This window comes from Flavobacterium sp. LHD-85 (assembly GCF_030929595.1).
Lineage (GTDB): Bacteria > Bacteroidota > Bacteroidia > Flavobacteriales > Flavobacteriaceae > Flavobacterium.
In genome coordinates this window covers 78,929-104,367 of the sequence record NZ_JAVFVR010000005.1, presented here as the reverse complement: position 1 = coordinate 104,367, position 25,439 = coordinate 78,929, and the positions used below count along the sequence as shown (strand labels likewise).

36 protein-coding genes are annotated in these 25,439 nt (G+C 34.8%); 2 read left to right on the top strand and 34 right to left on the bottom strand.

Annotation, left to right across the window (positions count from 1 at the left end):
- Positions 1–16 precede the first annotated feature (16 nt).
- From eno to rpsL, 34 genes are all read right to left on the bottom strand, one after another.
- Complete coding sequence (gene eno / locus RB618_RS10340) at positions 17–1,309, bottom strand: phosphopyruvate hydratase (RefSeq protein WP_308068654.1); 1,293 nt, start codon at positions 1,307–1,309, stop codon at positions 17–19.
- Positions 1,310–1,420: 111 nt separating this feature from the next.
- The gene (gene carA, locus RB618_RS10335) at positions 1,421–2,530 is read right to left on the bottom strand and encodes a glutamine-hydrolyzing carbamoyl-phosphate synthase small subunit (protein ID WP_111379750.1); all 1,110 of its coding nucleotides are present in this window, start codon (positions 2,528–2,530) and stop codon (positions 1,421–1,423) included.
- Between the two features lie 246 nt (positions 2,531–2,776).
- Entirely contained in the window at positions 2,777–3,268 is a 492-nt protein-coding gene (gene rplQ / locus RB618_RS10330; RefSeq protein ID WP_198857779.1) for a 50S ribosomal protein L17, read from the bottom strand.
- Positions 3,269–3,330: 62 nt separating this feature from the next.
- A complete protein-coding gene (locus RB618_RS10325; RefSeq protein ID WP_008464329.1) occupies positions 3,331–4,323 on the bottom strand; it encodes a DNA-directed RNA polymerase subunit alpha in 993 nt (330 codons plus the stop codon).
- A 21-nt stretch (positions 4,324–4,344) separates the two neighbouring features.
- The gene (gene rpsD / locus RB618_RS10320) at positions 4,345–4,950 is read right to left on the bottom strand and encodes a 30S ribosomal protein S4 (protein ID WP_008464326.1); all 606 of its coding nucleotides are present in this window, start codon (positions 4,948–4,950) and stop codon (positions 4,345–4,347) included.
- A gap of 92 nt (positions 4,951–5,042) precedes the next feature.
- Positions 5,043–5,426, bottom strand: a complete 384-nt coding sequence (rpsK, locus tag RB618_RS10315; RefSeq protein WP_026727866.1) for a 30S ribosomal protein S11 — start codon at positions 5,424–5,426, stop codon at positions 5,043–5,045.
- An 8-nt stretch (positions 5,427–5,434) separates the two neighbouring features.
- Positions 5,435–5,809, bottom strand: coding sequence for a 30S ribosomal protein S13 (rpsM, locus tag RB618_RS10310; RefSeq protein ID WP_008464322.1), 375 nt, complete (start codon positions 5,807–5,809; stop codon positions 5,435–5,437).
- Positions 5,810–5,811: 2 nt separating this feature from the next.
- Entirely contained in the window at positions 5,812–5,928 is a 117-nt protein-coding gene (gene ykgO, locus RB618_RS10305; protein ID WP_002987490.1) for a type B 50S ribosomal protein L36, read from the bottom strand.
- 12 nt (positions 5,929–5,940) lie between these two features.
- The gene (gene infA, locus RB618_RS10300) at positions 5,941–6,156 is read right to left on the bottom strand and encodes a translation initiation factor IF-1 (RefSeq protein WP_007136545.1); all 216 of its coding nucleotides are present in this window, start codon (positions 6,154–6,156) and stop codon (positions 5,941–5,943) included.
- A gap of 7 nt (positions 6,157–6,163) precedes the next feature.
- Positions 6,164–7,510: a preprotein translocase subunit SecY gene (gene secY, locus RB618_RS10295; protein ID WP_007803669.1), complete on the bottom strand. Its 1,347-nt coding sequence runs from the start codon at positions 7,508–7,510 to the stop codon at positions 6,164–6,166.
- A 13-nt stretch (positions 7,511–7,523) separates the two neighbouring features.
- A complete protein-coding gene (gene rplO, locus RB618_RS10290; RefSeq protein WP_306158220.1) occupies positions 7,524–7,976 on the bottom strand; it encodes a 50S ribosomal protein L15 in 453 nt (150 codons plus the stop codon).
- An 11-nt stretch (positions 7,977–7,987) separates the two neighbouring features.
- Positions 7,988–8,170, bottom strand: a complete 183-nt coding sequence (gene rpmD / locus RB618_RS10285) for a 50S ribosomal protein L30 (RefSeq protein ID WP_008464315.1) — start codon at positions 8,168–8,170, stop codon at positions 7,988–7,990.
- Between the two features lie 12 nt (positions 8,171–8,182).
- The gene (rpsE, locus tag RB618_RS10280; protein WP_085949269.1) at positions 8,183–8,707 is read right to left on the bottom strand and encodes a 30S ribosomal protein S5; all 525 of its coding nucleotides are present in this window, start codon (positions 8,705–8,707) and stop codon (positions 8,183–8,185) included.
- 3 nt (positions 8,708–8,710) lie between these two features.
- Positions 8,711–9,061 carry a 50S ribosomal protein L18 gene (gene rplR / locus RB618_RS10275; RefSeq protein WP_008464310.1) on the bottom strand — a complete coding sequence of 117 codons (351 nt, stop codon included), beginning with the start codon at positions 9,059–9,061 and terminating at the stop codon, positions 8,711–8,713.
- A gap of 11 nt (positions 9,062–9,072) precedes the next feature.
- A complete protein-coding gene (gene rplF, locus RB618_RS10270; RefSeq protein WP_308068653.1) occupies positions 9,073–9,615 on the bottom strand; it encodes a 50S ribosomal protein L6 in 543 nt (180 codons plus the stop codon).
- A gap of 18 nt (positions 9,616–9,633) precedes the next feature.
- Positions 9,634–10,032 carry a 30S ribosomal protein S8 gene (gene rpsH, locus RB618_RS10265; protein WP_008464306.1) on the bottom strand — a complete coding sequence of 133 codons (399 nt, stop codon included), beginning with the start codon at positions 10,030–10,032 and terminating at the stop codon, positions 9,634–9,636.
- A gap of 78 nt (positions 10,033–10,110) precedes the next feature.
- Positions 10,111–10,380, bottom strand: coding sequence for a 30S ribosomal protein S14 (gene rpsN, locus RB618_RS10260; RefSeq protein WP_008464305.1), 270 nt, complete (start codon positions 10,378–10,380; stop codon positions 10,111–10,113).
- 3 nt (positions 10,381–10,383) lie between these two features.
- Positions 10,384–10,935 carry a 50S ribosomal protein L5 gene (gene rplE, locus RB618_RS10255; RefSeq protein ID WP_012022484.1) on the bottom strand — a complete coding sequence of 184 codons (552 nt, stop codon included), beginning with the start codon at positions 10,933–10,935 and terminating at the stop codon, positions 10,384–10,386.
- 2 nt (positions 10,936–10,937) lie between these two features.
- Positions 10,938–11,252, bottom strand: a complete 315-nt coding sequence (gene rplX / locus RB618_RS10250; RefSeq protein ID WP_026727873.1) for a 50S ribosomal protein L24 — start codon at positions 11,250–11,252, stop codon at positions 10,938–10,940.
- Positions 11,253–11,263: 11 nt separating this feature from the next.
- Positions 11,264–11,632, bottom strand: a complete 369-nt coding sequence (gene rplN, locus RB618_RS10245; RefSeq protein ID WP_007803649.1) for a 50S ribosomal protein L14 — start codon at positions 11,630–11,632, stop codon at positions 11,264–11,266.
- Between the two features lie 2 nt (positions 11,633–11,634).
- Positions 11,635–11,895 carry a 30S ribosomal protein S17 gene (gene rpsQ, locus RB618_RS10240; RefSeq protein ID WP_012022485.1) on the bottom strand — a complete coding sequence of 87 codons (261 nt, stop codon included), beginning with the start codon at positions 11,893–11,895 and terminating at the stop codon, positions 11,635–11,637.
- A gap of 17 nt (positions 11,896–11,912) precedes the next feature.
- Positions 11,913–12,104 (bottom strand): 50S ribosomal protein L29, encoded by a 192-nt coding sequence (gene rpmC, locus RB618_RS10235; protein WP_008464297.1) that lies wholly within the window; start codon positions 12,102–12,104, stop codon positions 11,913–11,915.
- A 12-nt stretch (positions 12,105–12,116) separates the two neighbouring features.
- Entirely contained in the window at positions 12,117–12,542 is a 426-nt protein-coding gene (gene rplP / locus RB618_RS10230; RefSeq protein WP_008464295.1) for a 50S ribosomal protein L16, read from the bottom strand.
- A 19-nt stretch (positions 12,543–12,561) separates the two neighbouring features.
- Positions 12,562–13,320 carry a 30S ribosomal protein S3 gene (gene rpsC, locus RB618_RS10225; protein ID WP_008464292.1) on the bottom strand — a complete coding sequence of 253 codons (759 nt, stop codon included), beginning with the start codon at positions 13,318–13,320 and terminating at the stop codon, positions 12,562–12,564.
- Positions 13,321–13,325: 5 nt separating this feature from the next.
- Complete coding sequence (gene rplV / locus RB618_RS10220; protein ID WP_007803631.1) at positions 13,326–13,739, bottom strand: 50S ribosomal protein L22; 414 nt, start codon at positions 13,737–13,739, stop codon at positions 13,326–13,328.
- 8 nt (positions 13,740–13,747) lie between these two features.
- Positions 13,748–14,026 carry a 30S ribosomal protein S19 gene (rpsS, locus tag RB618_RS10215; RefSeq protein ID WP_008464288.1) on the bottom strand — a complete coding sequence of 93 codons (279 nt, stop codon included), beginning with the start codon at positions 14,024–14,026 and terminating at the stop codon, positions 13,748–13,750.
- Positions 14,027–14,032: 6 nt separating this feature from the next.
- Positions 14,033–14,857, bottom strand: a complete 825-nt coding sequence (gene rplB / locus RB618_RS10210; protein WP_008464287.1) for a 50S ribosomal protein L2 — start codon at positions 14,855–14,857, stop codon at positions 14,033–14,035.
- Positions 14,858–14,866: 9 nt separating this feature from the next.
- Entirely contained in the window at positions 14,867–15,157 is a 291-nt protein-coding gene (rplW, locus tag RB618_RS10205; RefSeq protein WP_008464286.1) for a 50S ribosomal protein L23, read from the bottom strand.
- Between the two features lie 7 nt (positions 15,158–15,164).
- Positions 15,165–15,794: a 50S ribosomal protein L4 gene (gene rplD, locus RB618_RS10200; RefSeq protein WP_274254397.1), complete on the bottom strand. Its 630-nt coding sequence runs from the start codon at positions 15,792–15,794 to the stop codon at positions 15,165–15,167.
- Positions 15,794–16,411, bottom strand: a complete 618-nt coding sequence (rplC, locus tag RB618_RS10195) for a 50S ribosomal protein L3 (RefSeq protein WP_144217592.1) — start codon at positions 16,409–16,411, stop codon at positions 15,794–15,796. Before rplC ends, rplD begins: the two co-directional genes overlap by 1 nt.
- Positions 16,412–16,818: 407 nt before the next feature.
- Entirely contained in the window at positions 16,819–17,124 is a 306-nt protein-coding gene (gene rpsJ, locus RB618_RS10190) for a 30S ribosomal protein S10 (protein WP_007803605.1), read from the bottom strand.
- A 10-nt stretch (positions 17,125–17,134) separates the two neighbouring features.
- Entirely contained in the window at positions 17,135–19,291 is a 2,157-nt protein-coding gene (gene fusA, locus RB618_RS10185) for an elongation factor G (protein ID WP_026727878.1), read from the bottom strand.
- A 10-nt stretch (positions 19,292–19,301) separates the two neighbouring features.
- Positions 19,302–19,778, bottom strand: coding sequence for a 30S ribosomal protein S7 (gene rpsG, locus RB618_RS10180; RefSeq protein WP_026727879.1), 477 nt, complete (start codon positions 19,776–19,778; stop codon positions 19,302–19,304).
- A gap of 24 nt (positions 19,779–19,802) precedes the next feature.
- On the bottom strand, positions 19,803–20,186 hold the full coding sequence (gene rpsL, locus RB618_RS10175; protein ID WP_007136570.1) for a 30S ribosomal protein S12: 384 nt from the start codon (positions 20,184–20,186) through the stop codon (positions 19,803–19,805).
- Positions 20,187–20,368: 182 nt separating this feature from the next.
- On the opposite strand from rpsL, the gene RB618_RS10170 reads away from it, so the two are divergent.
- Complete coding sequence (locus RB618_RS10170) at positions 20,369–22,069, top strand: hypothetical protein (RefSeq protein ID WP_308068647.1); 1,701 nt, start codon at positions 20,369–20,371, stop codon at positions 22,067–22,069.
- Positions 22,070–22,157: 88 nt separating this feature from the next.
- Entirely contained in the window at positions 22,158–25,436 is a 3,279-nt protein-coding gene (locus RB618_RS10165; protein ID WP_308068646.1) for a SusC/RagA family TonB-linked outer membrane protein, read from the top strand.
- Positions 25,437–25,439 lie beyond the last annotated feature (3 nt).

Genomic DNA, 25,439 nt, shown 5'->3' with positions numbered 1-25,439 from the left:
TATATAATTTGTTCAATTATTTGATTTTAAAAGCATTTAAACCAGGAAAATAAGCTGTACTTCCTAATTCTTCTTCAATTCTCAATAATTGGTTGTATTTAGCCATACGGTCTGAACGAGAAGCAGAACCTGTTTTAATTTGACCACAGTTTAAAGCAACAGCTAAATCTGCAATTGTATTATCTTCAGTTTCTCCAGATCGGTGAGACATTACAGATGTATATCCAGCATTTTTCGCCATGTTTACAGCAGCAATAGTTTCAGTTAAAGTACCAATTTGGTTTACTTTTACCAAGATAGAGTTAGCAATTCCTTTCTCGATACCAGTTGACAAACGAGCAACATTAGTAACAAACAAGTCATCTCCAACTAATTGAACTTTATCTCCGATTTTTTCCGTTAAAGCTTTCCATCCATCCCAGTCATCTTCGTACATACCGTCTTCGATAGAGATAATTGGATATTTAGCAACAAGTTCAGCTAAGTATTCAGCTTGCTCAGCAGATGTTCTGATTTTCCCAGTTTCTCCTTCAAATTTAGTGTAATCGTATTTACCGTTTACATAAAACTCAGAAGCAGCACAGTCAAGAGCAATCATAATTTCATCACCAAAAGAATATCCAGCTTTTTCAACCGCAAGTTTGATAGTATCTAAAGCATCTTCAGTACCACCTGCTAAGTTTGGAGCAAAACCTCCTTCATCACCTACAGCAGTACTTAAACCTCTATCGTGTAATACTTTTTTCAAGTTGTGGAAAATTTCAGTCCCCATTTGCATTGCATGTGTAAAAGAAGTTGCTTTTACAGGGAAAATCATAAACTCTTGAAATGCGATAGGCGCATCAGAGTGAGAACCACCGTTGATGATGTTCATCATTGGAACTGGCAACGTATTAGCAGAAACACCACCTACGTATCTGTATAATGGCAAACCAAGTTCGTTAGCAGCAGCTTTTGCAGCAGCCAAAGAAACACCTAAAATAGCATTAGCTCCTAATTTAGATTTGTTTGGAGTACCATCTAAATCAATCATTAATTGGTCAATTGTGTTTTGTTCGAAAACAGAAGTTCCAACTAATTCTTCAGCAATAATAGTATTTACATTATTCACTGCATTCAAAACACCTTTACCTAGATAAGCTTTACCTCCATCACGTAATTCAACAGCTTCGTGCTCTCCAGTTGATGCCCCAGATGGAACAGCAGCTCTACCTAAAACTCCATTTTCAGTTACTACATCAACTTCAATAGTAGGATTACCTCTAGAATCAAGAATTTGTCTTGCGTGAACTTTAATTATAATACTCATTATTTTTGTTTTTTATTAATAAATTATATTTTTTTTTCGAAATTATAAAAATATTTAATACTATAAACGAGCTTTAGTCATTAAACCCGTTTATTTATTAACTACATCGTTTTAGACTTTGCTACTTTTAATATTCTCCACAAATTGGTCAAACAAATATGACGAATCGTGTGGTCCTGGACTAGCCTCTGGGTGATATTGAACTGAAAAACAATTTTTATTTTTCATTCGCATTCCAGCAACAGTTCCATCATTTAAATGCAAGTGAGTAATTTCTAACTCTGGATGATTTTCTAATTGTTCTTTTCTAACAGCAAACCCGTGATTTTGAGAAGTTATTTCACCTTTGCCTGTAATGATGTTTTTAACTGGATGATTAATTCCTCGATGGCCATTAAACATTTTATAAGTTTCAATACCATTTGCAAGACCAATCACTTGGTGCCCTAAACAGATTCCAAATAAAGGTTTGTTATCTGCCAAAATTTCTTTTGCAACCTGAATTGCTCCGAATAAAGGATCTGGATCCCCAGGTCCATTTGACAAGAAATATCCATCCGGATTAAACTCAGACATATCTTTATAAGTTGAGTCGAAAGGATATACTTTAATATAACAATCTCTTTTAGCAAGATTTCTCAAAATATTCTTTTTAATTCCAAGATCTAAAGCCGAGATTTTGTAGGTAGCATTTTCATCCCCAAAGAAATATGGCTCTTTAGTTGAAACTTTAGAAGCTAACTCTAAACCTTCCATATTTGGCACATTAGCCAATTCCTTCTTTAAATCCTCGATTGAAGTTCCATCTGTACAAATAACAGCATTCATTGCGCCATTGTCACGGATATAGCTTACAAGTGCACGCGTATCAACATCAGAAATACAGATCAAATTTTGTTTAGTGAAATAATCTTCTAAACTTCCAGAAGCATTTTCTCTAGAATAATTAAAACTAAAGTTTTTACAAACTAAACCGGCAATTTTAATACTATCAGATTCAACTTCAGAATCATTAACACCATAGTTTCCGATATGTGTATTTGTAGCAACCATAATTTGCCCGAAATAAGAAGGATCAGTAAAAATTTCCTGATATCCAGTCATTCCCGTATTAAAACAAACTTCACCGAAAGTTTTACCGCTGATTCCGATAGATTTTCCGTGAAAGATTGTTCCATCACTAAGTAATAAAATGGCGCTTTGTCGTGTTGTGTATTTCATTATTTAATTTGTATTGTTTTTTTAATCAAGTTATAAAACCAAAATAACGGTTTTAAATGTAATTAGAATTTTGCAAATTTACTTCTTTAAAATAGCCCTTCCAAGATTTTTTAAAACTTTCATTCGTAAAAATAAAACCTATCATTTTAAATAAGTTACATTTCTGCCGTTTCAAAAAAATCAAAAAAAAAGGATAAACTAAAAATTAGTTTATCCTTGATTTTTATAGAATGATTACTTTCATAATTATTCAGAAGCTTCAGTAGTCGTTTCTGTTTCAGCAGCAGGAGCTTCTGGAGCAGCAGTTTCAGCTTTTTTAGCTTTACCACCACGACGGCTTTTAGCTTTTTTAACTTCTTTTTTACCTCCGTTGTAAAGTTCATTGAAGTCAACAAGTTCGATCATCGCCATATCAGCGTTATCTCCCAAACGATTTCCAACTTTAATGATACGAGTGTATCCACCTGGACGGTCACCTACTTTAGCAGCAACATCTCTGAACAAATCAGTTACAGCGTATTTGTTACGTAAGTAAGCAAAAACAATACGACGATTGTGAGTCGTATCCTCTTTTGATTTTGTGATTAAAGGCTCAACAAATTGTTTAAGCGCTTTAGCTTTAGCAACAGTAGTGTTAATACGTTTGTGCTCGATAAGAGAACAAGCCATATTAGCCAACATAGCTTTTCTATGTCCAGTCTGTCTACTTAAGTGGTTGAATTTTTTTCCGTGTCTCATGACGTGTTTTTTTTATCTTCATCTTGCTACGATCCACCATGGAGAGCAAAATATGAAGTAAATTATTCTTTATCTAATTTGTATTTAGCTAAATCCATTCCGAAAGTTAAATTCTTCACTGCAACAAGTTCATCAAGTTCAGTTAAAGATTTTTTACCAAAATTACGGAATTTCATTAGGTCATTTTTATTGAACGATACTAAATCACCAAGTGTATCAACTTCAGCCGCTTTCAAGCAATTTAATGCTCTCACAGATAAATCCATATCAACAAGCTTAGTTTTAAGCAATTGTCTCATATGCAATGACTCTTCATCATACGATTCTGTTTGTGCAATTTCGTCAGCCTCAAGTGTAATTCTTTCGTCAGAGAATAACATGAAATGGTGAATTAAAACTTTAGCAGCTTCAGTAAGAGCATCTTTTGGATTAATAGATCCATCAGTTTTGATTTCAAAAACTAATTTTTCGTAATCTGTTTTTTGCTCTACACGGAAATTTTCGATTGCATATTTTACATTTTTTACCGGAGTAAAAATAGAATCTGTAAAAATTGTTCCAATTGCAGCATTCTGTTTTTTGTTCTCTTCAGCAGGAACGTATCCTCTACCTTTCTCGATTGTTAAATCGAAGTTCAATTTGATTTTAGAATCTAAATTACAGATAACAAGGTCTGGATTCAAAACTTGAAAACCTGAGATAAATTTTTGAAAATCACCTGCTGTTAATTGATCTTTACCAGAAACAGAAATAGTAACTGATTCATTATCGATATCTTCAATCTGACGTTTGAAACGTACTTGTTTTAGATTAAGGATAATTTCGGTAACATCCTCAACAACACCTGAAATAGTAGAAAACTCATGATCTACACCTTCGATACGAACAGATGTAATTGCATAACCTTCTAACGCTGAAAGCAAAACTCTTCTAAGTGCATTACCAACTGTCAATCCGTAACCAGGTTCTAAAGGTCTAAACTCAAATTTACCTTCAAAATCGGTTGAATCGATCATGATAACTTTATCGGGCTTTTGAAAATTAAATATTGCCATAAATTTCGACTAAGTCAATTATTATTTGTTGTACAACTCTACGATTAATTGTTCTTTAATGTTTTCTGGAATTTGAAGTCTCGCAGGTACAGAAACGAAAGTTCCTTCTTTAAGATCATTATTCCAAGTAATCCATTCATAAACATGACTTGAATTTGATAAAGAACGTTCGATAGCTTCTAAAGATTTAGATTTTTCACGAACTGCAACTTTATCACCAGGCTTAAGGTGGTAAGAAGGAATATTAACAACCTCTCCATTTACAGTAATGTGTCTGTGAGAAACGATTTGACGCGCACCTCTTCTAGATGGAGCAATTCCCATTCTAAAAACAACATTATCTAATCTTGCTTCGCATAATTGTAATAAAACTTCACCAGTTACTCCTTTAGTCGCTGATGCTTTTTCGAATAAATTTCTGAATTGTTTTTCTAAAATTCCGTAAGAATATTTAGCTTTTTGCTTTTCCATTAACTGAACAGCGTACTCAGATTTTTTTCCTCTTTTTTTAGCCATCCCGTGTTGTCCAGGTGGGTAATTTCTTTTTTCGAAAGATTTATCATCTCCGAAGATTGCCTCGCCAAATTTACGAGCGATTTTGGTTTTAGGACCAGTATATCTTGCCATTTTAAAAAAAATTTTAAGGTAGAAATTATGAATTCAGGTCTAATCCTTCGATAATCTATGTTCTACCTTGTTTATACTATAAAAATAAAAAATTAAACTCTACGTCTTTTTGGAGGACGACATCCGTTGTGTGGCATTGGAGTAACATCAATAATTTCAGTAACTTCAATTCCACCGTTATGAATAGAACGGATAGCAGACTCACGTCCGTTACCTGGTCCTTTTACATAAACTTTCACTTTTTTAAGTCCTGCCTCAAGTGCTACTTTAGCGCAATCTTCTGCTGCCATTTGAGCTGCATAAGGAGTGTTCTTTTTAGAACCTCTGAAACCCATTTTACCAGCTGAAGACCAAGAGATAACTTCACCTTTCTTATTAGTCAAAGAAATAATAATGTTATTAAAAGTGGCAGAAATATGAGCCTCACCCGTTGATTCAACGATAACTTTACGTTTTTTTGCAGTTGCTTTAGCCATATTACTTATTATTTAGTTGCTTTTTTCTTGTTAGCAACAGTTTTTCTTTTACCTTTTCTTGTTCTTGAGTTGTTTTTAGTTCTTTGTCCTCTTAATGGAAGACCAGATCTATGACGAATACCTCTGTAACATCCAATATCCATTAAACGTTTAATGTTTAAAGAAATTTCAGAACGTAATTCTCCTTCGATTTTGTAAAATGAAACAGCTTCACGAATTGCTCCGATCTCATCATCATTCCAATCTTGAACTTTTTTATCTTGGCTAACTTGAGCTTTTTCTAAAATCTCAATAGCTCTACTTTTTCCTAATCCAAAGATGTAGGTAAGTGCGATAACACCTCTTTTGTTTTTTGGGATATCTACCCCTGCTATTCTTGCCATAATTATCCTTGTCTTTGTTTAAATCTAGGATTCTTTTTGTTTATTACGTACAGTCTCCCTTTTCTACGCACGATAATGCACTCGGCACTTCTCTTTTTTACTGATGCTCTAACTTTCATAGTGAATATCCTTTAATATCGATAAGTAATTCTTGCTTTTGACAAATCGTAAGGACTCATTTCTAGTTTCACTTTATCACCAGGTAATAATTTGATGTAATGCATTCGCATTTTACCAGAAATATGAGCAATTACAATATGTCCATTTTCTAACTCTACACGGAACATCGCATTTGATAATGCTTCAATGATTGATCCGTCTTGTTCTATTGCTGATTGTTTTGCCATAAATATATTAAGCTACCGCTTTTCTATTTTTACCAGTCTTCATTAAACCATCATAATGTTTGTTTAACAAGTATGAATTGATTTGTTGAATAGTATCTATTGCAACACCAACCATAATTATTAATGAGGTACCTCCAAAAAACATTGCCCAAGATTGTTGTACATCCATAATACTTACAACAATAGCTGGGAACACAGCAATCAAAGCAAGGAATAAAGATCCTGGGAAAGTTATTAAAGACATCACTTTATCAAGGAAATCAGAAGTTTCTGCTCCAGGACGAACTCCAGGGATAAAACCGCCGCTTCTCTTTAAATCATCAGCCATTTTGTTAGTAGGTACAGTGATCGCAGTATAAAAGAATGTAAATACAATAATTAAAGTTGCAAAAACAAAATTATACCAGAAACCAAACATATTACTAAATGCACCAACAATAGATTGTGATGTATCTGATTTAGACAATCCAGCTACAGCCGCAGGAATAAACATAATTGCCTGAGCAAAAATAATTGGCATAACTCCAGAAGCATTAAGCTTTAGAGGAATCCATTGTCTATTACCTCCTGCCAAATCTTGCTCGTAATCTCCTGTAGTTGTACGACGCGCATACTGAACAGGGATTCTACGTACTGCCATTGTAAGCAATACACAAGAAATGATAACTAATAACCACACAATAATTTCAATAACTAATAACATTGGACCTCCATTGTTATTGGTAACACGAGTTGTAAACTCTTGGATAAAAGCTTGTGGTAAACGAGCTAAAATACCAACCATAATTAACAATGAAATACCATTTCCAATACCTTTATCTGTAATTTTCTCACCCAGCCACATAGCAAAAATTGTACCAGTAACTAAAATGATAACAGACGAGAACAAAAATTCAGGAGAATTAAAGCCTAGCAAAAATGCATTACTAGGCAATGTTCTGTATAAATTATAGATATAAGTTGGACCTTGAACCAATGTGATAGCGATTGTCAACCAACGAGTGATTTGATTAATCTTTTTTCTACCACTTTCCCCATCATTTTGAAGTTTTTGTAAATATGGAATCGCAATCCCCATCAACTGAACAACAATAGACGCAGAAATATAAGGCATGATACCTAAGGCAAAAACTGAAGCCTTAGAGAAAGCACCCCCGGTGAACATGTCTAGAATAGATCCTAGACCATTTTTAGTTTGTCCCGCTAAACCAGTCAATTGCGTTGCGTCAATTCCAGGAAGCGTAACGTGTGCTCCAAAACGATATACTAAAAGTAATCCTAAAGTAATTAAGATTCTATTCTTTAGTTCTTCGATTTTCCAAACATTACTTATTGATTCAATAAATTTCTTCATCTTAATAGATAAGTTATATAGTTACAGCTTCTCCACCAGCAGCTTCGATAGCAGCTTTTGCAGTAGCAGTAAATTTGTGGGCAGTTACTTTTAATTTTGCTTTCAATTCTCCTCTACCTAAAATCTTTACGATTTCATTTTTAGAAGCTAAGCGATTTGCTACGAAATCTGTCATAGAAACAGAATCAGTAATTGCACCGTTATCAACTAATAATTGAAGAGTATCTAAATTAACACCTTCGTATTCTTTACGGTTGATGTTTTTGAAACCAAACTTAGGTACACGTCTTTGAAGTGGCATCTGCCCTCCCTCAAAACCGATCTTTTTAGAATAACCAGAACGAGATTTTGCTCCTTTGTGTCCACGTGCAGCGGTACCACCTTTTCCAGAACCTTCTCCTCTACCTAATCTTTTATTTTGATTGTGTGTAGATCCTTCAGCAGGTTGTAAGTTACTTAAATTCATAACAGTATTTGTTATTTAGCTTCTTCAACAGAAACTAAGTGTTTAACTTTGTTTATCATCCCAAGGATAGCAGGATTTGACTCGTGCTCCACAACTTGTCCAATTTTACGTAGACCTAAAGCTTCCAACCCTCTCTTTTGAGAAAGAGGACAGTTGATTTTGCTTCTTACTTGTTTTACTAATAATTTAGCCATAATTTCCTTGAATTAACCTTTAAAAACTTTCTCTAAAGAAACACCTCTTTGTTTTGCAACAGTGTGAGCGCTTCTCATTTGCAATAAAGCATCAAAAGTTGCTTTTACTACGTTATGTGGATTTGATGATCCTTGAGATTTAGACAATACATCGTGAATACCTACTGACTCAAGAACTGAACGAACAGCTCCACCAGCAATAACTCCAGTACCATGAGACGCTGGAATTAAGAATACGCGTGCACCACCAAATTTACCTTTTTGTTCGTGAGGAACAGATTGACCATTTAAAGGAATTCTAACTAAATTTTTCTTAGCATCTTCTACTGCTTTCGCAATTGCTTCAGATACGTCTTTAGATTTCCCTAATCCGTGACCTACTACTCCATTTTCATCACCTACAACTACAATAGCAGAAAAACCGAAAGCTCTACCTCCTTTTGTAACTTTAGTAACACGATTAACACTAACTAGACGATCTTTTAATTCAAGACCACTAGGTTTTACCAATTCTACATTTTTGTATTTAGACATAATATATTAGAATTTAAGTCCAGCGGCTCTTGCGCCTTCTGCTAATGATTTAATACGACCGTGATATAAATATCCACCTCTATCAAAAGTGATGGTATCAATCCCAGCTTTTAACGCTTTCTCCGCAACTAGTTTTCCAACAGCAGCAGCTACTTCAACGTTAGTACCTTTTCCTATTTCTTTTTCTCTAGAAGATGCAGCTAAGATAGTAACTCCATTTACATCATCAATGATTTGAGCGTAAATTTCTTTATTACTTCTAAAAACAGAAAGTCTAGGTCTTGCAGCAGTACCACTAACCGATTTTCTAATTCTGAATTTAATTCTCTGTCTTCTTTCAGATTTTGTTAATGACATAATCTTATATTTTAAGCTGATTTACCTGCTTTTCTTCTTAATACTTCACCCACAAATTTAACACCTTTTCCTTTGTATGGCTCTGGCTTACGGAAACCTCTGATTTTCGCAGCAACTTGTCCTAAAAGTTGTTTATCAAATGATGTTAATTTTACGATTGGGTTCTTACCTTTTTCAGATATTGTTTCTAAAGATACTTCTGGAGCAATTTCTAAAACAATATTGTGAGAATATCCAAGAGCTAAATCTAACTTTTGTCCTTGGTTTGAAGCTCTATAACCAACTCCAACTAATTCAAGTTCTTTTGTAAAACCTTCAGATACACCAACAATCATGTTACTGATTAATGCTCTGTATAATCCGTGTTTTGCTCTTTGGTCTTTATAATCAGATGATCTCTCTACTACGATTTGATCACCTTCAACATTTACAGTTACGTCCGAAAACTCCTGAGTTAGTTGACCTTTTTTTCCTTTTACTGTAATACTACCGTCTTTAACTTCAACAGTTACACCAGCAGGAATTACAATTGGGCTTTTACCTATTCTTGACATCTTATCTAGTGTTTAAAATTAGTATACGTAACAAATTACTTCACCACCTACATTTAACTGCTTCGCTTGTTTTCCAGTCATCAAACCTTTTGATGTAGAAACGATCGCAATTCCTAATCCGTTAAGGATTCTTGGTAATTTGGCAGCACCTGCGTACTTACGTAAACCAGGTTTACTAATTCTTTGAATATCTTTAATTACAGGCTCTTTAGTATCTTTATCGTACTTTAAAGCAATTTTGATAGAACCTTGAACTGTGTTCTGCTCAAATTTGTAACTTAAGATGTAACCTTGATCAAATAAGATCTTAGTTATTTCTTTTTTTAGATTAGATGCTGGAATCTCAACAACTTTGTGGTTTGCAGCCACAGCATTACGAACTCTAGTCAAATAATCTGCAATAGGATCTGTATACATATGTATTTGATTGCGATTATGGTTTTCAGGAAGCACTCTGCCTCCTGAACCTTTAATCAATTTATAAACTTTTTTAAATTACCAGCTGGCTTTTTTCACACCAGGAATTAATCCATTGTTAGCCATTTCACGGAAAGTTACACGTGAAATACCGAATTGACGGATATAACCTCTAGGTCTACCTGTTAATTTACAACGATTATGTAAACGAACTGGTGAAGCATTTTTAGGTAATCTTTGTAAACCTTCGTAGTCTCCAGCTTCTAATAAAGCTTTTCTCTTCTCAGCATACTTAGCTACCGTTTTCTCTCTTTTCACCTCGCGGGCTTTCATTGATTCTTTAGCCATGTCTTAATTCTTTTTAAAAGGTAATCCTAATTCAGCCAATAATGACTTTGCTTCCTTGTCTGTTTTTGCAGTAGTAACAAAAGTAATATCCATTCCTGAAATTTTGTTTACTTTGTCAATATCAATTTCTGGGAAAATGATTTGCTCTAAAACTCCAAGATTGTAGTTACCTCTTCCGTCGAAACCAGTAGCTTTAATACCACCAAAATCTCTAACACGTGGTAAAGCAGAAGTAATAAGTCTATCTAAAAACTCATACATTCTTTCTCCACGTAAAGTAACTTTTGCTCCAATAGGCATTCCTTTTCTCAATTTGAAAGACGCAACGTCTTTTTTAGAGATTGTAGAAACTGCTTTTTGTCCAGTGATCTTTGTTAACTCATCAACTGCATAGTCAATAAGTTTTTTATCAGATACAGCTGCACCAACTCCACGGCTCAAAACGATTTTTTCAAGTTTAGGAACTTGCATTACGTTTGTATATCCGAACTCTTCTTTAAGAGCAGAGATTACTCTACTCTTATATTCTTCTTTTAGTCTAGGTGTATATGCCATTACTATAGTACTTGATTAGATTTTTTTGAAAATCTTACTTTCTTATCTCCTTCTACTCTAATACCTACTCTAGTTGTCTCCTTAGTTTTAGGATCAATTAAAGCAATGTTAGAAATTTGAATAGAAGCCTCTTTCTTAACGATACCACCTTGAGGGTTTTTAGCACTTGGTTTAGTATGTTTAGAAACCATGTTTACACCTTCAACGATCGCTTTGTTTTTTTCACGGTAAACACGTAAAACTTTACCTTCAGCACCTTTATGGTCTCCAGCAATAACTCTTACGATATCTCCTGATTTTATTTTTAGCTTTATCATCTTAAAACGAATTAAAGCACTTCTGGTGCTAATGATACAATTTTCATGAATTGTTTTTCACGAAGTTCTCTTGCTACCGGACCAAAAACACGAGTTCCTCTCATTTCCCCTGCAGCATTCAAAAGAACACATGCATTGTCATCGAAACGGATATAAGAACCATCAGCTCTTCTCACTTCTTTTTTAGTACGTACAACAACTGCAGTTGAAACAGCTCCTTTTTTCACGTTTCCGTTTGGAGTTGCATCTTTGATAGAAACTACAATTTTGTCACCAACAGAGGCATATCTTCTTTTAGTACCTCCTAAAACACGAATAGTTAAAACTTCTTTAGCTCCCGTGTTATCTGCTACTTTTAGTCTTGATTCTTGTTGTACCATAATTATTTAGCTCTTTCTAAGATTTCAACTAATCTCCAACATTTTGTTTTACTTAAAGGACGCGTTTCGCTAATTCTTACAGTATCTCCAATGTTACAGTCGTTTGTTTCGTCGTGTGCAACATATTTCTTAGTTTTCAACACGAACTTACCGTATAATGGGTGTTTTACTTTTCTTACTTCTGAAATAACGATAGATTTATCCATCTTATTTGAAGTAACAACACCTATTCTTTCTTTTCTTAAATTTCTTTTTTCTTCCATCTTTCAGCAGAATACAATTATTGTAACTCTCTTTTAGTTAACTCTGTAGCCAATCTTGCAACTGTTCTTCTAACGCTTCTAATTTGAAGTGGGTTAGCAATTGGAGAAATAGCGTGAGCCATTTTTAGGTCAGCATATACTTTCTTAGTTTGACTAAGCTTTTCTTGCAACTCCGCTGCAGAAAGATCTTTTATTTCTGATTGTTTCATAATAAATATAAATTATGCTTCGAAATCTCTAGCAACGACGAACTTAGTTTTTACTGGAAGTTTTTGAGCTGCAAGACGTAAAGCCTCTTTTGCAACTGACAATGGAACTCCTCCAACTTCAAACATAATTCTTCCTGGTTTAACAACAGCAGCCCAATATTCAACTGCTCCTTTACCTTTACCCATACGTACTTCAAGAGGCTTCTTAGTGATAGGTTTGTCTGGGAAAATTTTAATCCACAATTGTCCTTCTCTCTTCATGTAACGAGTTGCAGCGATACGCGCAGCTTCGATTTGACGAGATGTTAAGAACATTCCATCTTCATGTACAGATTTAATACCAAACATTCCATTTGAAAGTTCATGCCCTCTTTGAGAGTTACCCTTCATTCTACCTTTTTGTACCTTACGGTATTTTGTTCTTTTAGGCTGTAACATTTTTCTTTAGTTTAAAAATTTACTTTCTTTTACGAGCGTCTGGTTTTCCACCTTTGTTAAAGTTAGATTTGCCTCTAGGAGCATCTCCACCTTTTCCACCACCTGTACCAGATTGTTTTTTGTCCATTCCAGCAAGTGGAGAAAGTTCTCTCTTACCGTAAACTTCACCTTTCATGATCCATACTTTGATACCCATTCTACCGTAAGTAGTGTGAGCTTCAGCCAAAGCATAATCAATATCAGCTCTGAAAGTTGATAGAGGAATTCTACCTTCTTTGAAACCTTCTGAACGCGCCATCTCTGCACCATTCAAACGACCAGAAATCAAAACTTTGATACCTTCAGCGTTCATACGCATAGAAGCAGCAATAGCCATTTTGATTGCACGTCTGTAAGAAATACGGCTTTCGATTTGACGAGCGATGCTTGTAGCCACAAGATAAGCATCTAGCTCAGGTCTTTTAATTTCAAAGATGTTAATTTGAACCTCTTTGTCAGTAACTTTCTTAAGTTCTTCTTTTAACTTGTCTACCTCTTGTCCACCTTTTCCGATAATGATACCAGGTCTAGCAGTAGTGATAGTAACGGTTACAAGTTTCAAAGTTCTCTCGATGATTACTTTTGATACACTAGCTTTTGATAAACGAGCATGGATATACTTTCTGATTTTGTGATCTTCAGCTAATTTATCGCCGTAATCATTTCCACCATACCAGTTTGAGTCCCATCCTCTGATGATACCAAGTCTATTTCCAATTGGATTTGTCTTTTGTCCCATGCTGCTTAAGAATTGCTTTGTGTGTTATTGATAGCTCCAAGCACGATTGTTACGTGGTTAGAACGTTTTCTTATTCTGTGTGCACGACCTTGTGGAGCTGGACGAAGTCTTTTCAACATCATTCCACCATCTACTCTGATCTCTTTAACAAATAATCCAGCTTCTTCTAAATTACCTTCACTATTTTTTTGCTCCCAGTTATTGATTGCAGATAATAATAGTTTTTCTAATTTTCTTGAAGCTTCTTTAGAACTGAATCTTAAGATGTTAAGTGCTCTTTCTACCTTCTGACCTCTTACCAAGTCCGCTACTAAGCGCATTTTTCTAGGTGAAGTAGGGCAGTTATTCAATTTTGCGAAAGCGATAGACTTATTAGCCTCTTTTCTCGCATCTGCTGTTTCTCTTTTACGAACTCCCATTGCTTCTTTTATTTTTTACCTTTATTTTTTGCTCCAGCATGACCTCTAAAAGATCTAGTTGGCGAAAACTCTCCTAATTTGTGACCTACCATGTTTTCTGTTACGTAAACTGGTACAAATTGACGACCGTTATGAACTGCGATAGTTTGTCCAACGAAATCTGGAGTAATCATTGAAGCTCTAGACCAAGTCTTAACAACTGCATTTTTACCACTCTCTACGTTTTCTTGAACTTTCTTGTCTAATTTATAATGAACGAAAGGTCCTTTTTTTAATGAACGTGCCATATCTTATTATTTCTTTCTACGTTCTACGATATACTTGTTACTCGGGTTTTTCTTAGAACGAGTTCTGTAACCTTTAGCTGGCAATCCGTTTCTTGAACGTGGGTGCCCTCCAGAAGAACGTCCTTCACCACCTCCCATAGGGTGATCAACAGGGTTCATCGCTACTGGTCTAGTTCTAGGTCTTCTTCCTAACCATCTTGTTCTACCTGCTTTTCCAGATACAACTAATTGGTGGTCAGAGTTAGAAACAGCTCCAATTGTAGCTGAACAAGTTAACAAGATTAATCTTGTCTCACCTGATGGCATTTTAATTGTTGCGTATTTCCCGTCTCTTGCCATTAACTGAGCAAAAGTTCCAGCTGAACGAGCAATAACAGCTCCTTGTCCTGGACGTAACTCAATACAAGATATAACAGTTCCAAGAGGAATTCTGCTTAAAGGTAATGTATTACCGATTTCTGGTTGAGACTCTGGTCCAGAAACTAATTTCTGACCAACTTTCAATCCGTTTTGAGCGATAATATAAGTTTTCTCTCCATCAGCATAAGCTAATAAAGCGATAAATGCAGTACGATTTGGATCGTATTCGATTGATTTCACTGTAGCTGGAATTCCATCTTTAGTTCTTTTGAAATCGATGATACGATATCTCTGCTTGTGACCACCACCCGTATAACGCATGGTCATCTTTCCTTGACTATTTCTACCTCCTGAGTTTTTTATCGGCGCTATCAAAGAGCGTTCCGGCTTATCAGTTGTAATAGCGTCATAACCATTCACAACTCTAAATCGCTGACCCGGGGTAATAGGTTTTAATTTTCTTACTGACATTTTTCTATCTTAGATATTGTTGTAAAAATCAATTGTTTCTCCTTCTTGTACTTGTACAATTGCTTTTTTATAAGCATTTGTCTTTCCACTGATTAAACCACTTTTAGTGTATTTAGTAGATCTATCTGGTCTCACATTCATAGTGTTAACAGAAACGATAGTTACTCCATAAGCAGCCTCAACAGCTTTCTTAATTTCAACTTTGTTCGCTTTTTTGTTAACAACGAATCCGAAGCGGTTTAGAACTTCACTTTCTTTGGTTACTTTTTCCGTTACTATAGGTCTAATAATAATGCTCATATTCCTATTATTTACTTAAATTTTCTTCAATTAACTCTAAAGAACCTTCCAAAAGCACTAAATTGTTAGCGTTTAATATTGCGTAAGTGCTTAATTCTGAGCTAGTTACGACATTTGAAGCCTTTAAATTACGTGACGACAAATATACGTTTTTATTTGACTCACCCAACACAAATAAAGATTTTTTATTCTCTAACCCTAAAGCTTTCAAAACGTTAATGAAATTTTTAGTGTTTGGTGTCTCAAAATTAAAGTCTTCTAAAACTACAATATTTGACTCTTTTGCTTTGATTGAGAAAGCTGATTTTCTAGCTAATCTCTTTAAGCCTTTATTCAATTTAAATGAATAACTTCTTGGTCTTGGTCCGAAAACTGTTCCACCACCTTTAAACAATGGACTCTTAACACTTCCTGCACGCGCAGTACCAGTTCCTTTTTGTTTTTTAATCTTACGTGTACTTCCAGTTACTTCAGCTCTTTCTTTAGCTTTATGAGTACCCTGTCTTTGATTAGCAAGATATTGCTTAACATCAAGATATACAGCGTGATTGTTTGGTTCAATTGCGAATACTGAATCAGAAAGTTGAACTTTTCTTCCAGTATCTTTTCCGTTGAAATCTAATACTTTTACTTCCATTACTTCTGAATGATTACATAAGAGTTTTTATGCCCAGGAATACATCCTTTAACAACAAGTAGATTCTTCTCAGCAACTACTTTTAAAACTCTAAGGTTTTGAACTTTTACATTTTCTCCTCCCATTCTTCCAGCCATACGCATTCCTTTGAATACTCTAGATGGATAAGAAGAAGCTCCTACAGAACCTGGCGCTCTTAAACGGTTGTGCTGACCATGAGTAGCTTGTCCAACACCACCAAAACCGTGACGTTTAACAACACCTTGGAAACCTTTACCTTTAGACACACCTTGTACATCTACAAATTCTCCTTCTTCAAAAATAGTAACATCAATAAGATCTCCTAATTTTTGTTCAGTTGCAAAATCTTGGAATTCAACGACTTTTTTCTTAGCAACAGTTCCAGCTTTTTTAAAGTGCCCTAAAGCAGCTTTAGTAGAATGTTTCTCGTTTTTGTCATCGAAACCAAGTTGCAACGCTTCATACCCGTCAACCTCGTTGGTTCTGACTTGGGTAACAACGCATGGACCAGCTTCGATTACTGTACAAGGAATGTTTTTCCCGTTTTCGTCAAAAATACTAGTCATGCCGATTTTCTTACCAATTAACCCAGACATAAATATTAATTATTAATTACTAAAATTCCCTTCAATTTGAAAATAACAGAAATTTCCAAACAGGGAGTGCAAAAGTAGATATTAAAATTGAATAAACCAAACAGTTACAAAAATTAAATCGCTCATTATCAAAATCCAAGCATCAAAACAACACAAAAACAAACCATATTCACACCAAAACCAAAGCCCATTTATTCACCCTAAAAATATTTTTCACTTAACAATTAGCTAGTAAATTCGCAACAAAAAAAACTCGAACACCCCTATAACAAAGGACTTTACCAAAATTCAAAAGATTCTAAAAAATACAAAACTTTAACTTCTCAAAATCCAAAAAGCGACTTTTAAAAACAAAAAAAGCGAGACAAAAAATGTCTCGCTTTTTATATAAAAAAATATAAAAAAAATTATACTTTGATCTCAACTTCAACTCCACTTGGCAATTCAAGTTTCATTAAAGCATCAATAGTTTTAGATGAAGATGAATAAATATCAATCAATCTCTTGTATGACATTACTTCAAATTGCTCTCTCGCTTTTTTGTTAACGTGCGGAGAACGCAATACAGTGAAAAGTTTTTTGTGAGTTGGCAACGGAATTGGACCTGTTACAACTGCTCCAGTAGTTTTTACTGTTTTTACGATCTTTTCAGCAGATTTATCTACCAACATGTGATCGTAAGATTTTAGTTTTATTCTGATTTTTTGACTCATTTTCTTAAAATTAAGCGTTACCTTTTGCTTTTTTGATTACCTCTTCTGAAATATTAGAAGGTGTTTCTGCATAGTGAGAAAACTCCATTGTCGAAGTAGCTCTACCAGAAGATAATGTTCTTAATGTAGTTACATAACCAAACATTTCTGATAAAGGCACATCAGCTTTGATAGTTTTAGCACCATTTCTATCACCCATATCATTAACCTGACCTCTACGACGGTTCAAGTCACCAACGATATCACCCATGTTTTCTTCAGGAGTAATAACTTCGATTTTCATGATTGGCTCAAGAATAACAGCTCCAGCAGCACGTCCAGATTCCTTATAACCCATTCTAGCAGCTAATTCAAAAGAAAGAGCATCAGAATCCACAGGATGGAAAGATCCGTCTAATAAAGTCACTTTTAAACTATCAACAGCATATCCAGCTAACGGACCTGTTTTCATAGCCTCACGGAAACCTTTTTCAACAGCAGGGATATATTCTTTAGGAACGTTACCACCTTTTACCTCATTAACAAACTGTAATCCTACAGGAACTTTACCGTCAACTTCATCAGCAGGTTCGATTCTAAATACGATATCACCGAATTTACCACGACCTCCAGATTGTTTTTTGTAAGTTTCTCTATGTTGAGCAGATTTAGTAAACGCCTCTTTGTACTCTACTTGCGGCTCACCTTGATTAACCTCTACCTTAAACTCACGTTTCATACGATCAACTAAGATATCTAAGTGAAGCTCACCCATACCAGAAATAATAGTTTGACCTGAAGCCTCGTCAGTTCTTACAGTAAACGTTGGATCCTCTTCAGCTAATTTAGCTAAAGCCATACCCATTTTATCAACATCCGCTTTAGTTTTAGGCTCAATAGCGATACCAATTACTGGCTCTGGGAATTTCATAGATTCCAAGATAATTGGATGTTTTTCATCAGATAAAGTATCTCCAGTTTTGATATCTTTAAATCCTACAGCAGCTCCAATATCCCCAGCCTCAATAAATTCGATTGGATTTTGTTTGTTAGCGTGCATTTGGTAAATACGAGAGATTCTCTCTTTGTTACCAGAACGAGTATTTAAAACATAAGAACCAGCATCTAAACGTCCAGAGTAAGCACGGAAGAAAGCTAAACGACCTACGAATGGGTCAGTAGCAATTTTAAATGCCAAAGCAGCGAACGGCTCTTTTACATCTGGTCTACGGATGATCTTAGTTTGATCTTCTTCTAATAACTCAGCATCATCGGGATGAATCCCTTCAATACCTTCTTTATCTAATGGAGATGGCAAATATTTACAAACTGCATCCAACATAAATTGAACACCTTTGTTTTTGAATGAAGAACCAGCAAGCATTGGAATGATTGCCATATCAATAGTAGCCGCTCTTAAAGCGTTATTGATTTCTTCTTCAGTAATAGAATTTTCATCTTCCATGTACTTATCTAAAAGATTTTCATCATAAGTTGCAATCTCTTCGATAAGAATAGAACGGTAATGCTTAACATCATCAACCATATCAGCTGGGATATCCACAACATCAAAAGTAGCCCCTTGAGTTTCATCATGCCATACAATAGCTTGATTTTTAACTAAGTCAACAATACCTTTAAAATCTGCTTCATCACCAATAGGCAAAGTAATTGCAACCGCATTCGATTTCAACATATCTTTAACCTGTCCACATACAGCCAAGAAGTTAGCACCTTGACGGTCCATTTTATTTACGAATCCCATACGAGGAACTCTATATTGATCAGCAAGTCTCCAGTTAGTTTCTGATTGAGGCTCAACACCATCAACAGCACTAAATAAGAAAACTAAACCATCAAGTACACGTAAAGAACGGTTTACCTCTACAGTAAAGTCAACGTGTCCAGGAGTATCAATAATATTAAAGTGGTAAGGCAATGATTCTGGAATAACTTTACCTTGTACAGTTGGGAAGTTCCAAGTACAAGTTGTAGCAGCAGAAGTAATTGTAATACCTCTTTCCTGCTCTTGAGCCATCCAGTCCATTGTTGCAGCACCATCGTGCACCTCACCAATTTTATGTGACTTTCCAGTATAAAAAAGAATACGCTCAGTTGTTGTTGTCTTACCAGCATCAATATGAGCAGCGATTCCGATATTTCTTGTATATTTTAAATCTCTAGCCATTTCTTACGAATTAAAATCTAAAGTGAGAGAATGCTTTGTTAGCTTCTGCCATTTTGTGAGTATCCATTCTTTTCTTAACTGCAGCACCTTCTTCTTTAGCAGCTGCTAAACACTCAGAAGCTAAACGCTGTGCCATAGATTTTTCATTTCTTCTTCTAGAATAAAGTATCAACCACTTCATTGCCATAGAAATTTTTCTGTCTGGACGAATCTGCATTGGAATTTGGAATGTAGCTCCACCAACTCTACGGCTACGTACTTCTACGTGAGGCATAACGTTTGTTAAAGCATCTTTCCAGATCTCCAATGAAGTCTTCTCATCATTTTGCTTTTTAGTTTCAATGATATCAATTGCATCATAAAATACTTTAAAAGCTGTAGATTTCTTACCATCCCACATTAAGTTGTTCACAAAACGTGTAACTAATTGGTCATTAAACCTTGGATCCGGTAAAAGTGGTCTTTTCTTTGCCGCTCTTTTTCTCATGTCTTTTTCTTAAAAGTTTTTAAATTACTTTTTTGCTTCTTTTGGGCGTTTAGCACCGTACTTAGATCTTCTTTGCGTTCTTCCTGCAACACCTGACGTATCAAGCGCTCCACGAACGATATGATATCTAACACCTGGTAAATCTTTTACCCTTCCACCTCGCACTAATACTATCGAGTGCTCTTGTAGATTATGTCCTTCTCCTGGGATGTAAGCATTCACCTCATTACCATTTGTCAAACGTACACGCGCAACTTTACGCATTGCAGAGTTTGGTTTTTTTGGTGTAGTAGTGTAAACACGCGTACAAACCCCTCTTCTTTGAGGACAAGAATCTAAAGCAACCGATTTACTCTTCTTAGTGATCTGAGTTCTTCCTGTTCTTACTAATTGTTGAATTGTTGGCATAATTAATACTAAAAATTATTATGTTTATTAAATTCCCGCTTTTTACGGGGTTGCAAATGTATAAAATATTTTTCACTATACAAACGTTAAATCATTAATTTTCAACAACATTATTTATATCTATGATTTCACAAAGAAACATTAGATATTTGCTTTACATTTAACTAACAAACCGATTGCATTTGAAACAATTATATTACATATTCATTTTACTCCTATCATCAAATTGTTTTGCGCAATCTTTCTACCTTAACATAAATGGAATCAACAAAAAACAAAACCAAACCATTGACTCGATTCTTTACATAAAAAAACACCCTAACATAAAATCGCTAAATAACGAAATTTCAGCTGTATTAAACAAACTCACAAAACAAGGCTATACAGATTCTAAAATATTAGAAAACAAAAAAACAAACGACTCCACTTATACTGCTCTGATCGATTTAAAAACAAAAATCAAGGAAATACATATATATATAGGAGCAAATAGTTTTTTTTATAATTCAAAAGAAAACACAAAAGACAGCATAATCATTCCCTACACTGAGCTTGAGAATTTCTTAAACCAAGAAATATCAGAGAAAGAAAAAGCCGGCTTTGCGTTTTCAAAAATCAAACTTGAAAACATTAAAAAAAAGAATTCAACAATTTACGCTGACTTAAATTTTGATTCTGAAATCAAAAGAACCCTCAACTCAATTATTATAAATTATACAAATCCTTCTTTAAAAGATTATTTTCCAAAAGGAGCATTAAAACAACTGAACAGGAAATACATCAATAAAACTTTCAACCAAGAAACCGTTAAAAAACTTTCTGACGACATCAATAATTTTGAGTTTGTTTCTCAAGCTAAATACCCAGAAATCTTATTTACCAAAGACTCAACAAAAGTATACACCTATTTAGACAAAAGAAAAGCAAACACTTTTGATGGCTATATCGGTTTTTCAAACGATGATAGCAAAAAAATACAGCTTAACGGATATTTAGACATCTCTTTAATCAACACCCTTCATGCAGGTGAACAATTTTCATTGTACTGGAAAAGTGATGGCAATAAACAAACAACATTCAATACAAGACTTGAAGTTCCATACATTTTTAAAACCGCTCTAGGAATAAAAGCTCAGTTAAATATTTTCAAACAGGACAGCACATTTCAAAACACAAAAACCGCAATAGATCTAGGTTATTATTTAAACTACAATTCTAAAGTATATATAGGATACCAATCAACAGAATCAAGCGATATTCAAAACACCAATAACGCAACAATTAGTGATTTCAAAAACTCATACTTTACATCCACCCTAGAATACAAAAAAAACAATAATTCCAACTATCTATTTCTAAGAAAATCATATGCAAATCTATTATTTGGTTACGGAAAAAGAACAGCAAACAATACTACCGAAATTAAAGAAACAACAAATCAGTTTTACACTAACCTAAATTTCTCATACAATTTCGAGTTAAACAAAAAAAACTTTGTCTATATCAACCCACAAATCTTATATCTACAAAGCGAAAATTACATAACAAATGAACTTTTTAGATTTGGAGGATTAAATTCAATTCGAGGTTTCTCAGAAAATAGTCTTCAAGGAAACATTGCAAATCTATTCATTACCGAATACAGATATTTACTTAGCTCAAATTTATACATACACACCATACTTGATTATGGAATTTACCAAGATCAAACCTCAATAAAAAATAGCGAAAAATTCAACAGCTTAATTAGCGCTGGTGTAGGTTTAGGACTACTAACAAAAAATGGTTTATTAAAAATAATTATAGCAAATGGTAGCACAAATCAAACCGAAATAAAATTTTATAACAGTATACTCACAATCTGTTATAATGTTAAATTTTAATCTATTACAAAAATCTGTTAACAAAATATTAGGAATTTTAGTAAGAAATTACGAATATTACATTACTAATTCAAAATATTTGACAAATATGAAACCAAAGTTTAACAGATTCTTAGTGTTTTTACTAGCACTAATCGCGCAGCTAACCTTTGCGCAAGAAAGAACTGTTTCAGGCATTGTTACCGATGATGCAAATATGCCATTACCTGGCGTAAGTGTGTTAATAAAAGGAGCAAAAACTGGAACACAAACAGATTTTGATGGAAAATATTCTATCAAAGCAACACCGAGCCAAGTTTTAGTTTTTAGCTACATTGGAATGAAATCCCAAGAATTCCCAGCGAGCTCAACAAAAATTAATGCTAAACTATCAAGCGATGCACAACAACTAGAAGGAGTTGTTGTTACAGCTTTAGGATTATCAAGAGAGAAAAAATCTCTTGGCTATGCAACTCAAGAAGTTAAAGGAGAAAATCTAGCCGCCGTTAAAAGCGACAACTTCGTAAATGCAATATCAGGAAAAGTCTCTGGAGTACAAGTAAAAAGAACAACAAACTTTGGAGGTTCCACTAACATTGTAATCAGAGGAAATTCTTCGCTAACAGGAAACAACCAAGCTCTATTTGTTATTGATGGAGTTCCTGTAAGCAACAACAATTCAAACACAAGAGATCAGGAACAATCGGGAGCAGGTTATGACTACGGAAGCGCAGCATCAGACATTAATCCTGAAGACATCGAATCTATCAACGTACTTAAAGGTTCTGCGGCCAGCGCACTTTATGGATCAAGAGCCGCTAATGGTGTTGTTGTTATAACAACGAAAAAAGGAAATAAAAAAGCTAAAGGCTATTCTATCACCGTTAATTCAGGCGTAACAATTGGCTCTGTCGACAAAAGCACTTTTATAAAATACCAAAACCAATATGGTGCTGGATATGGCCCTTATTACGGACCGGACGAAGATTCCTATTTAGATCGTATCGATATAAATGGAGACGGAGTACTAGACAATGTAACTCCATTAACCGAAGATGCTTCTTATGGGCAAGCTTTTGATCCAAATTTAATGGTCTATCAATGGGATGCTTTTTACCCAGAATCCCCAAATTATATGAAAGCCACGCCTTGGGTGGCAGCAAAAAATGGTCCAATTACCTTTTTCCAAAAACCAGTAGCTCTTACCAATTCTATTTCTATTGATAAAGGTTTGGAAAACGGCTATCTAAGATTAGGAGCCAATAATCTTGACCAAACTGGTTTATTGCCAAACAGTAGCTTAAAGAGAAATACTTTCACCTTGAACGCATCTACTCTTATCAATGAAAGATTGACTGTAGCCGGGTATGGAAACTTTACAAAAACAAGTACAATTGGTAGAAACAGCACAGGATACAATGACAATATTGCTGGTAATTTTAGACAATGGTGGCAAACCAATGTTGACATAAAAAGTCTAAGACAAGCTTATGAACTTACAGGACGAAATGTAACATGGAATCCAAAATCTTACCAGGAGCCTACTCCAGCATTTTGGGATAACCCATACTTTCAACGCTATGAAAATTACGAATCAGATAGCAGAAGCAGATTCATTGGAAACGTTTCTTTAAACTATAAAATTGCAAGTTGGCTAGATGCTTTTGGCCGAATTTCTGTTGACACTTATGACGAACTACAAGAAGAAAGAAGAGCAATTGGAAGTGTACCTGTCGATTTTGGTATTGGAACTGGAGGTGGCGACGGCTCTCTTAATAGAAACCCAGCATCATCAGGTTACTCACGTAAAAACATTGGATTCAGCGAATACAATTATGACTTCATGCTAAACTACAACACAGACATTACAGAAAAACTAAATCTAAAAGGCGTTGTCGGAGTAAACATTAGAAGAAGCTACTACAATTCGATATTCGCAGCAACAAACGGCGGACTTGCTATACCAAAATTATATTCACTACAAAATACGGTAAGCCCTCTATTAGCACCTGTTGAAAGAGATGAAGCAATAGGCGTAGACGGTCTTTACGGGAGCGCATCTTTTGGTTATCAAGATTACTTATTTCTTGAAGGGACAATCAGAAGAGACCACTCTTCAACTCTTCCAGAAGCAAATAGCACTTACTACTATCCATCCGTTTCAACCAGTTTTGTATTCTCCAAATTTGTAAAAGCAGATTGGTTATCTTTTGGAAAAGTAAGACTTAATTATGCAGAAGTTGGAAACAGCCCTAGTTTTGACAGAGTCCTAGATACATATGCAGTTAATACAGCATTTGGAGCAGCATCAGCATCGGTAAAAGATACCAAAAACAACCCGAATCTAAAACCAGAGCGCACAAAAAGTTACGAAGCAGGTCTAGAACTTTCTTTCTTCAAAAAGAGATTAGGATTTGATTTTTCTTATTACAAATCAAATTCAATTGACCAAATAATTCCATTAAGACTTACTGCCTCTACAGGATACCTATACGAATTGATTGATGCAGGAGAAATTGAAAATAAAGGGATTGAAATATCTTTAAATGGTACTCCGATAAAAACAGACACTTTTTCATGGGAAGTAAATTTAAACTTTGCCAGAAACAGAAACAAAGTACTAGACCTTTTAGACGGAATTGACAATCTACAACTAGGATCTTTTCAAGGAGGCGTAACAATAAATGCCGCTGTCGGACAACCATATGGTGTAATATATGGCACAAAATACACTTACCTAAACGGACAACGAGTTGTTGACCCAAGCAATGGCCAATATATAAAAACTTCAACATCTGATAATGCAATTGGAAATGCAAATCCAGATTACACAGGAGGTTTAAACAACAAATTCACATACAAAAACTTTTCACTTGAATTCTTAATCGACATGCAAAAAGGCGGACAGATATTCTCACTAGACCGTTATTATGGTTTAGCAACAGGTCTGCCAGACGACACAGCATATTTAAATGAACTTGGAAACCCTATCAGAAATCCATTGACTTCTGGATCTGACAGTGGAGGATTTATAAACCCAGGAGTAAATCCTGATGGCTCAGTAAACACTACCAGAATTGAAGCAAGCCGATTTGGCGCTCAAGGCTACAGAAGAGGTCTACCAGACGAAGCATTTGTATACGATGCAAGCTATATCAAACTAAGACAAACAGCAATTACATATTCGTTACCAGAAAAAGTACTAAAAAATACATTCATCAACGGAATGACTTTTAGCGTTGTCGGAACAAACCTTTGGATTATACACAAAAACTTACCAGATGCAGATCCAGAATCAGGATTAGGAGCAGGTAACTTGCAAGGCTACTCAACAGGATCTTTACCATCTACAAGAGACATCAGCTTCAACATTAAAATCCAATTTTAAAAC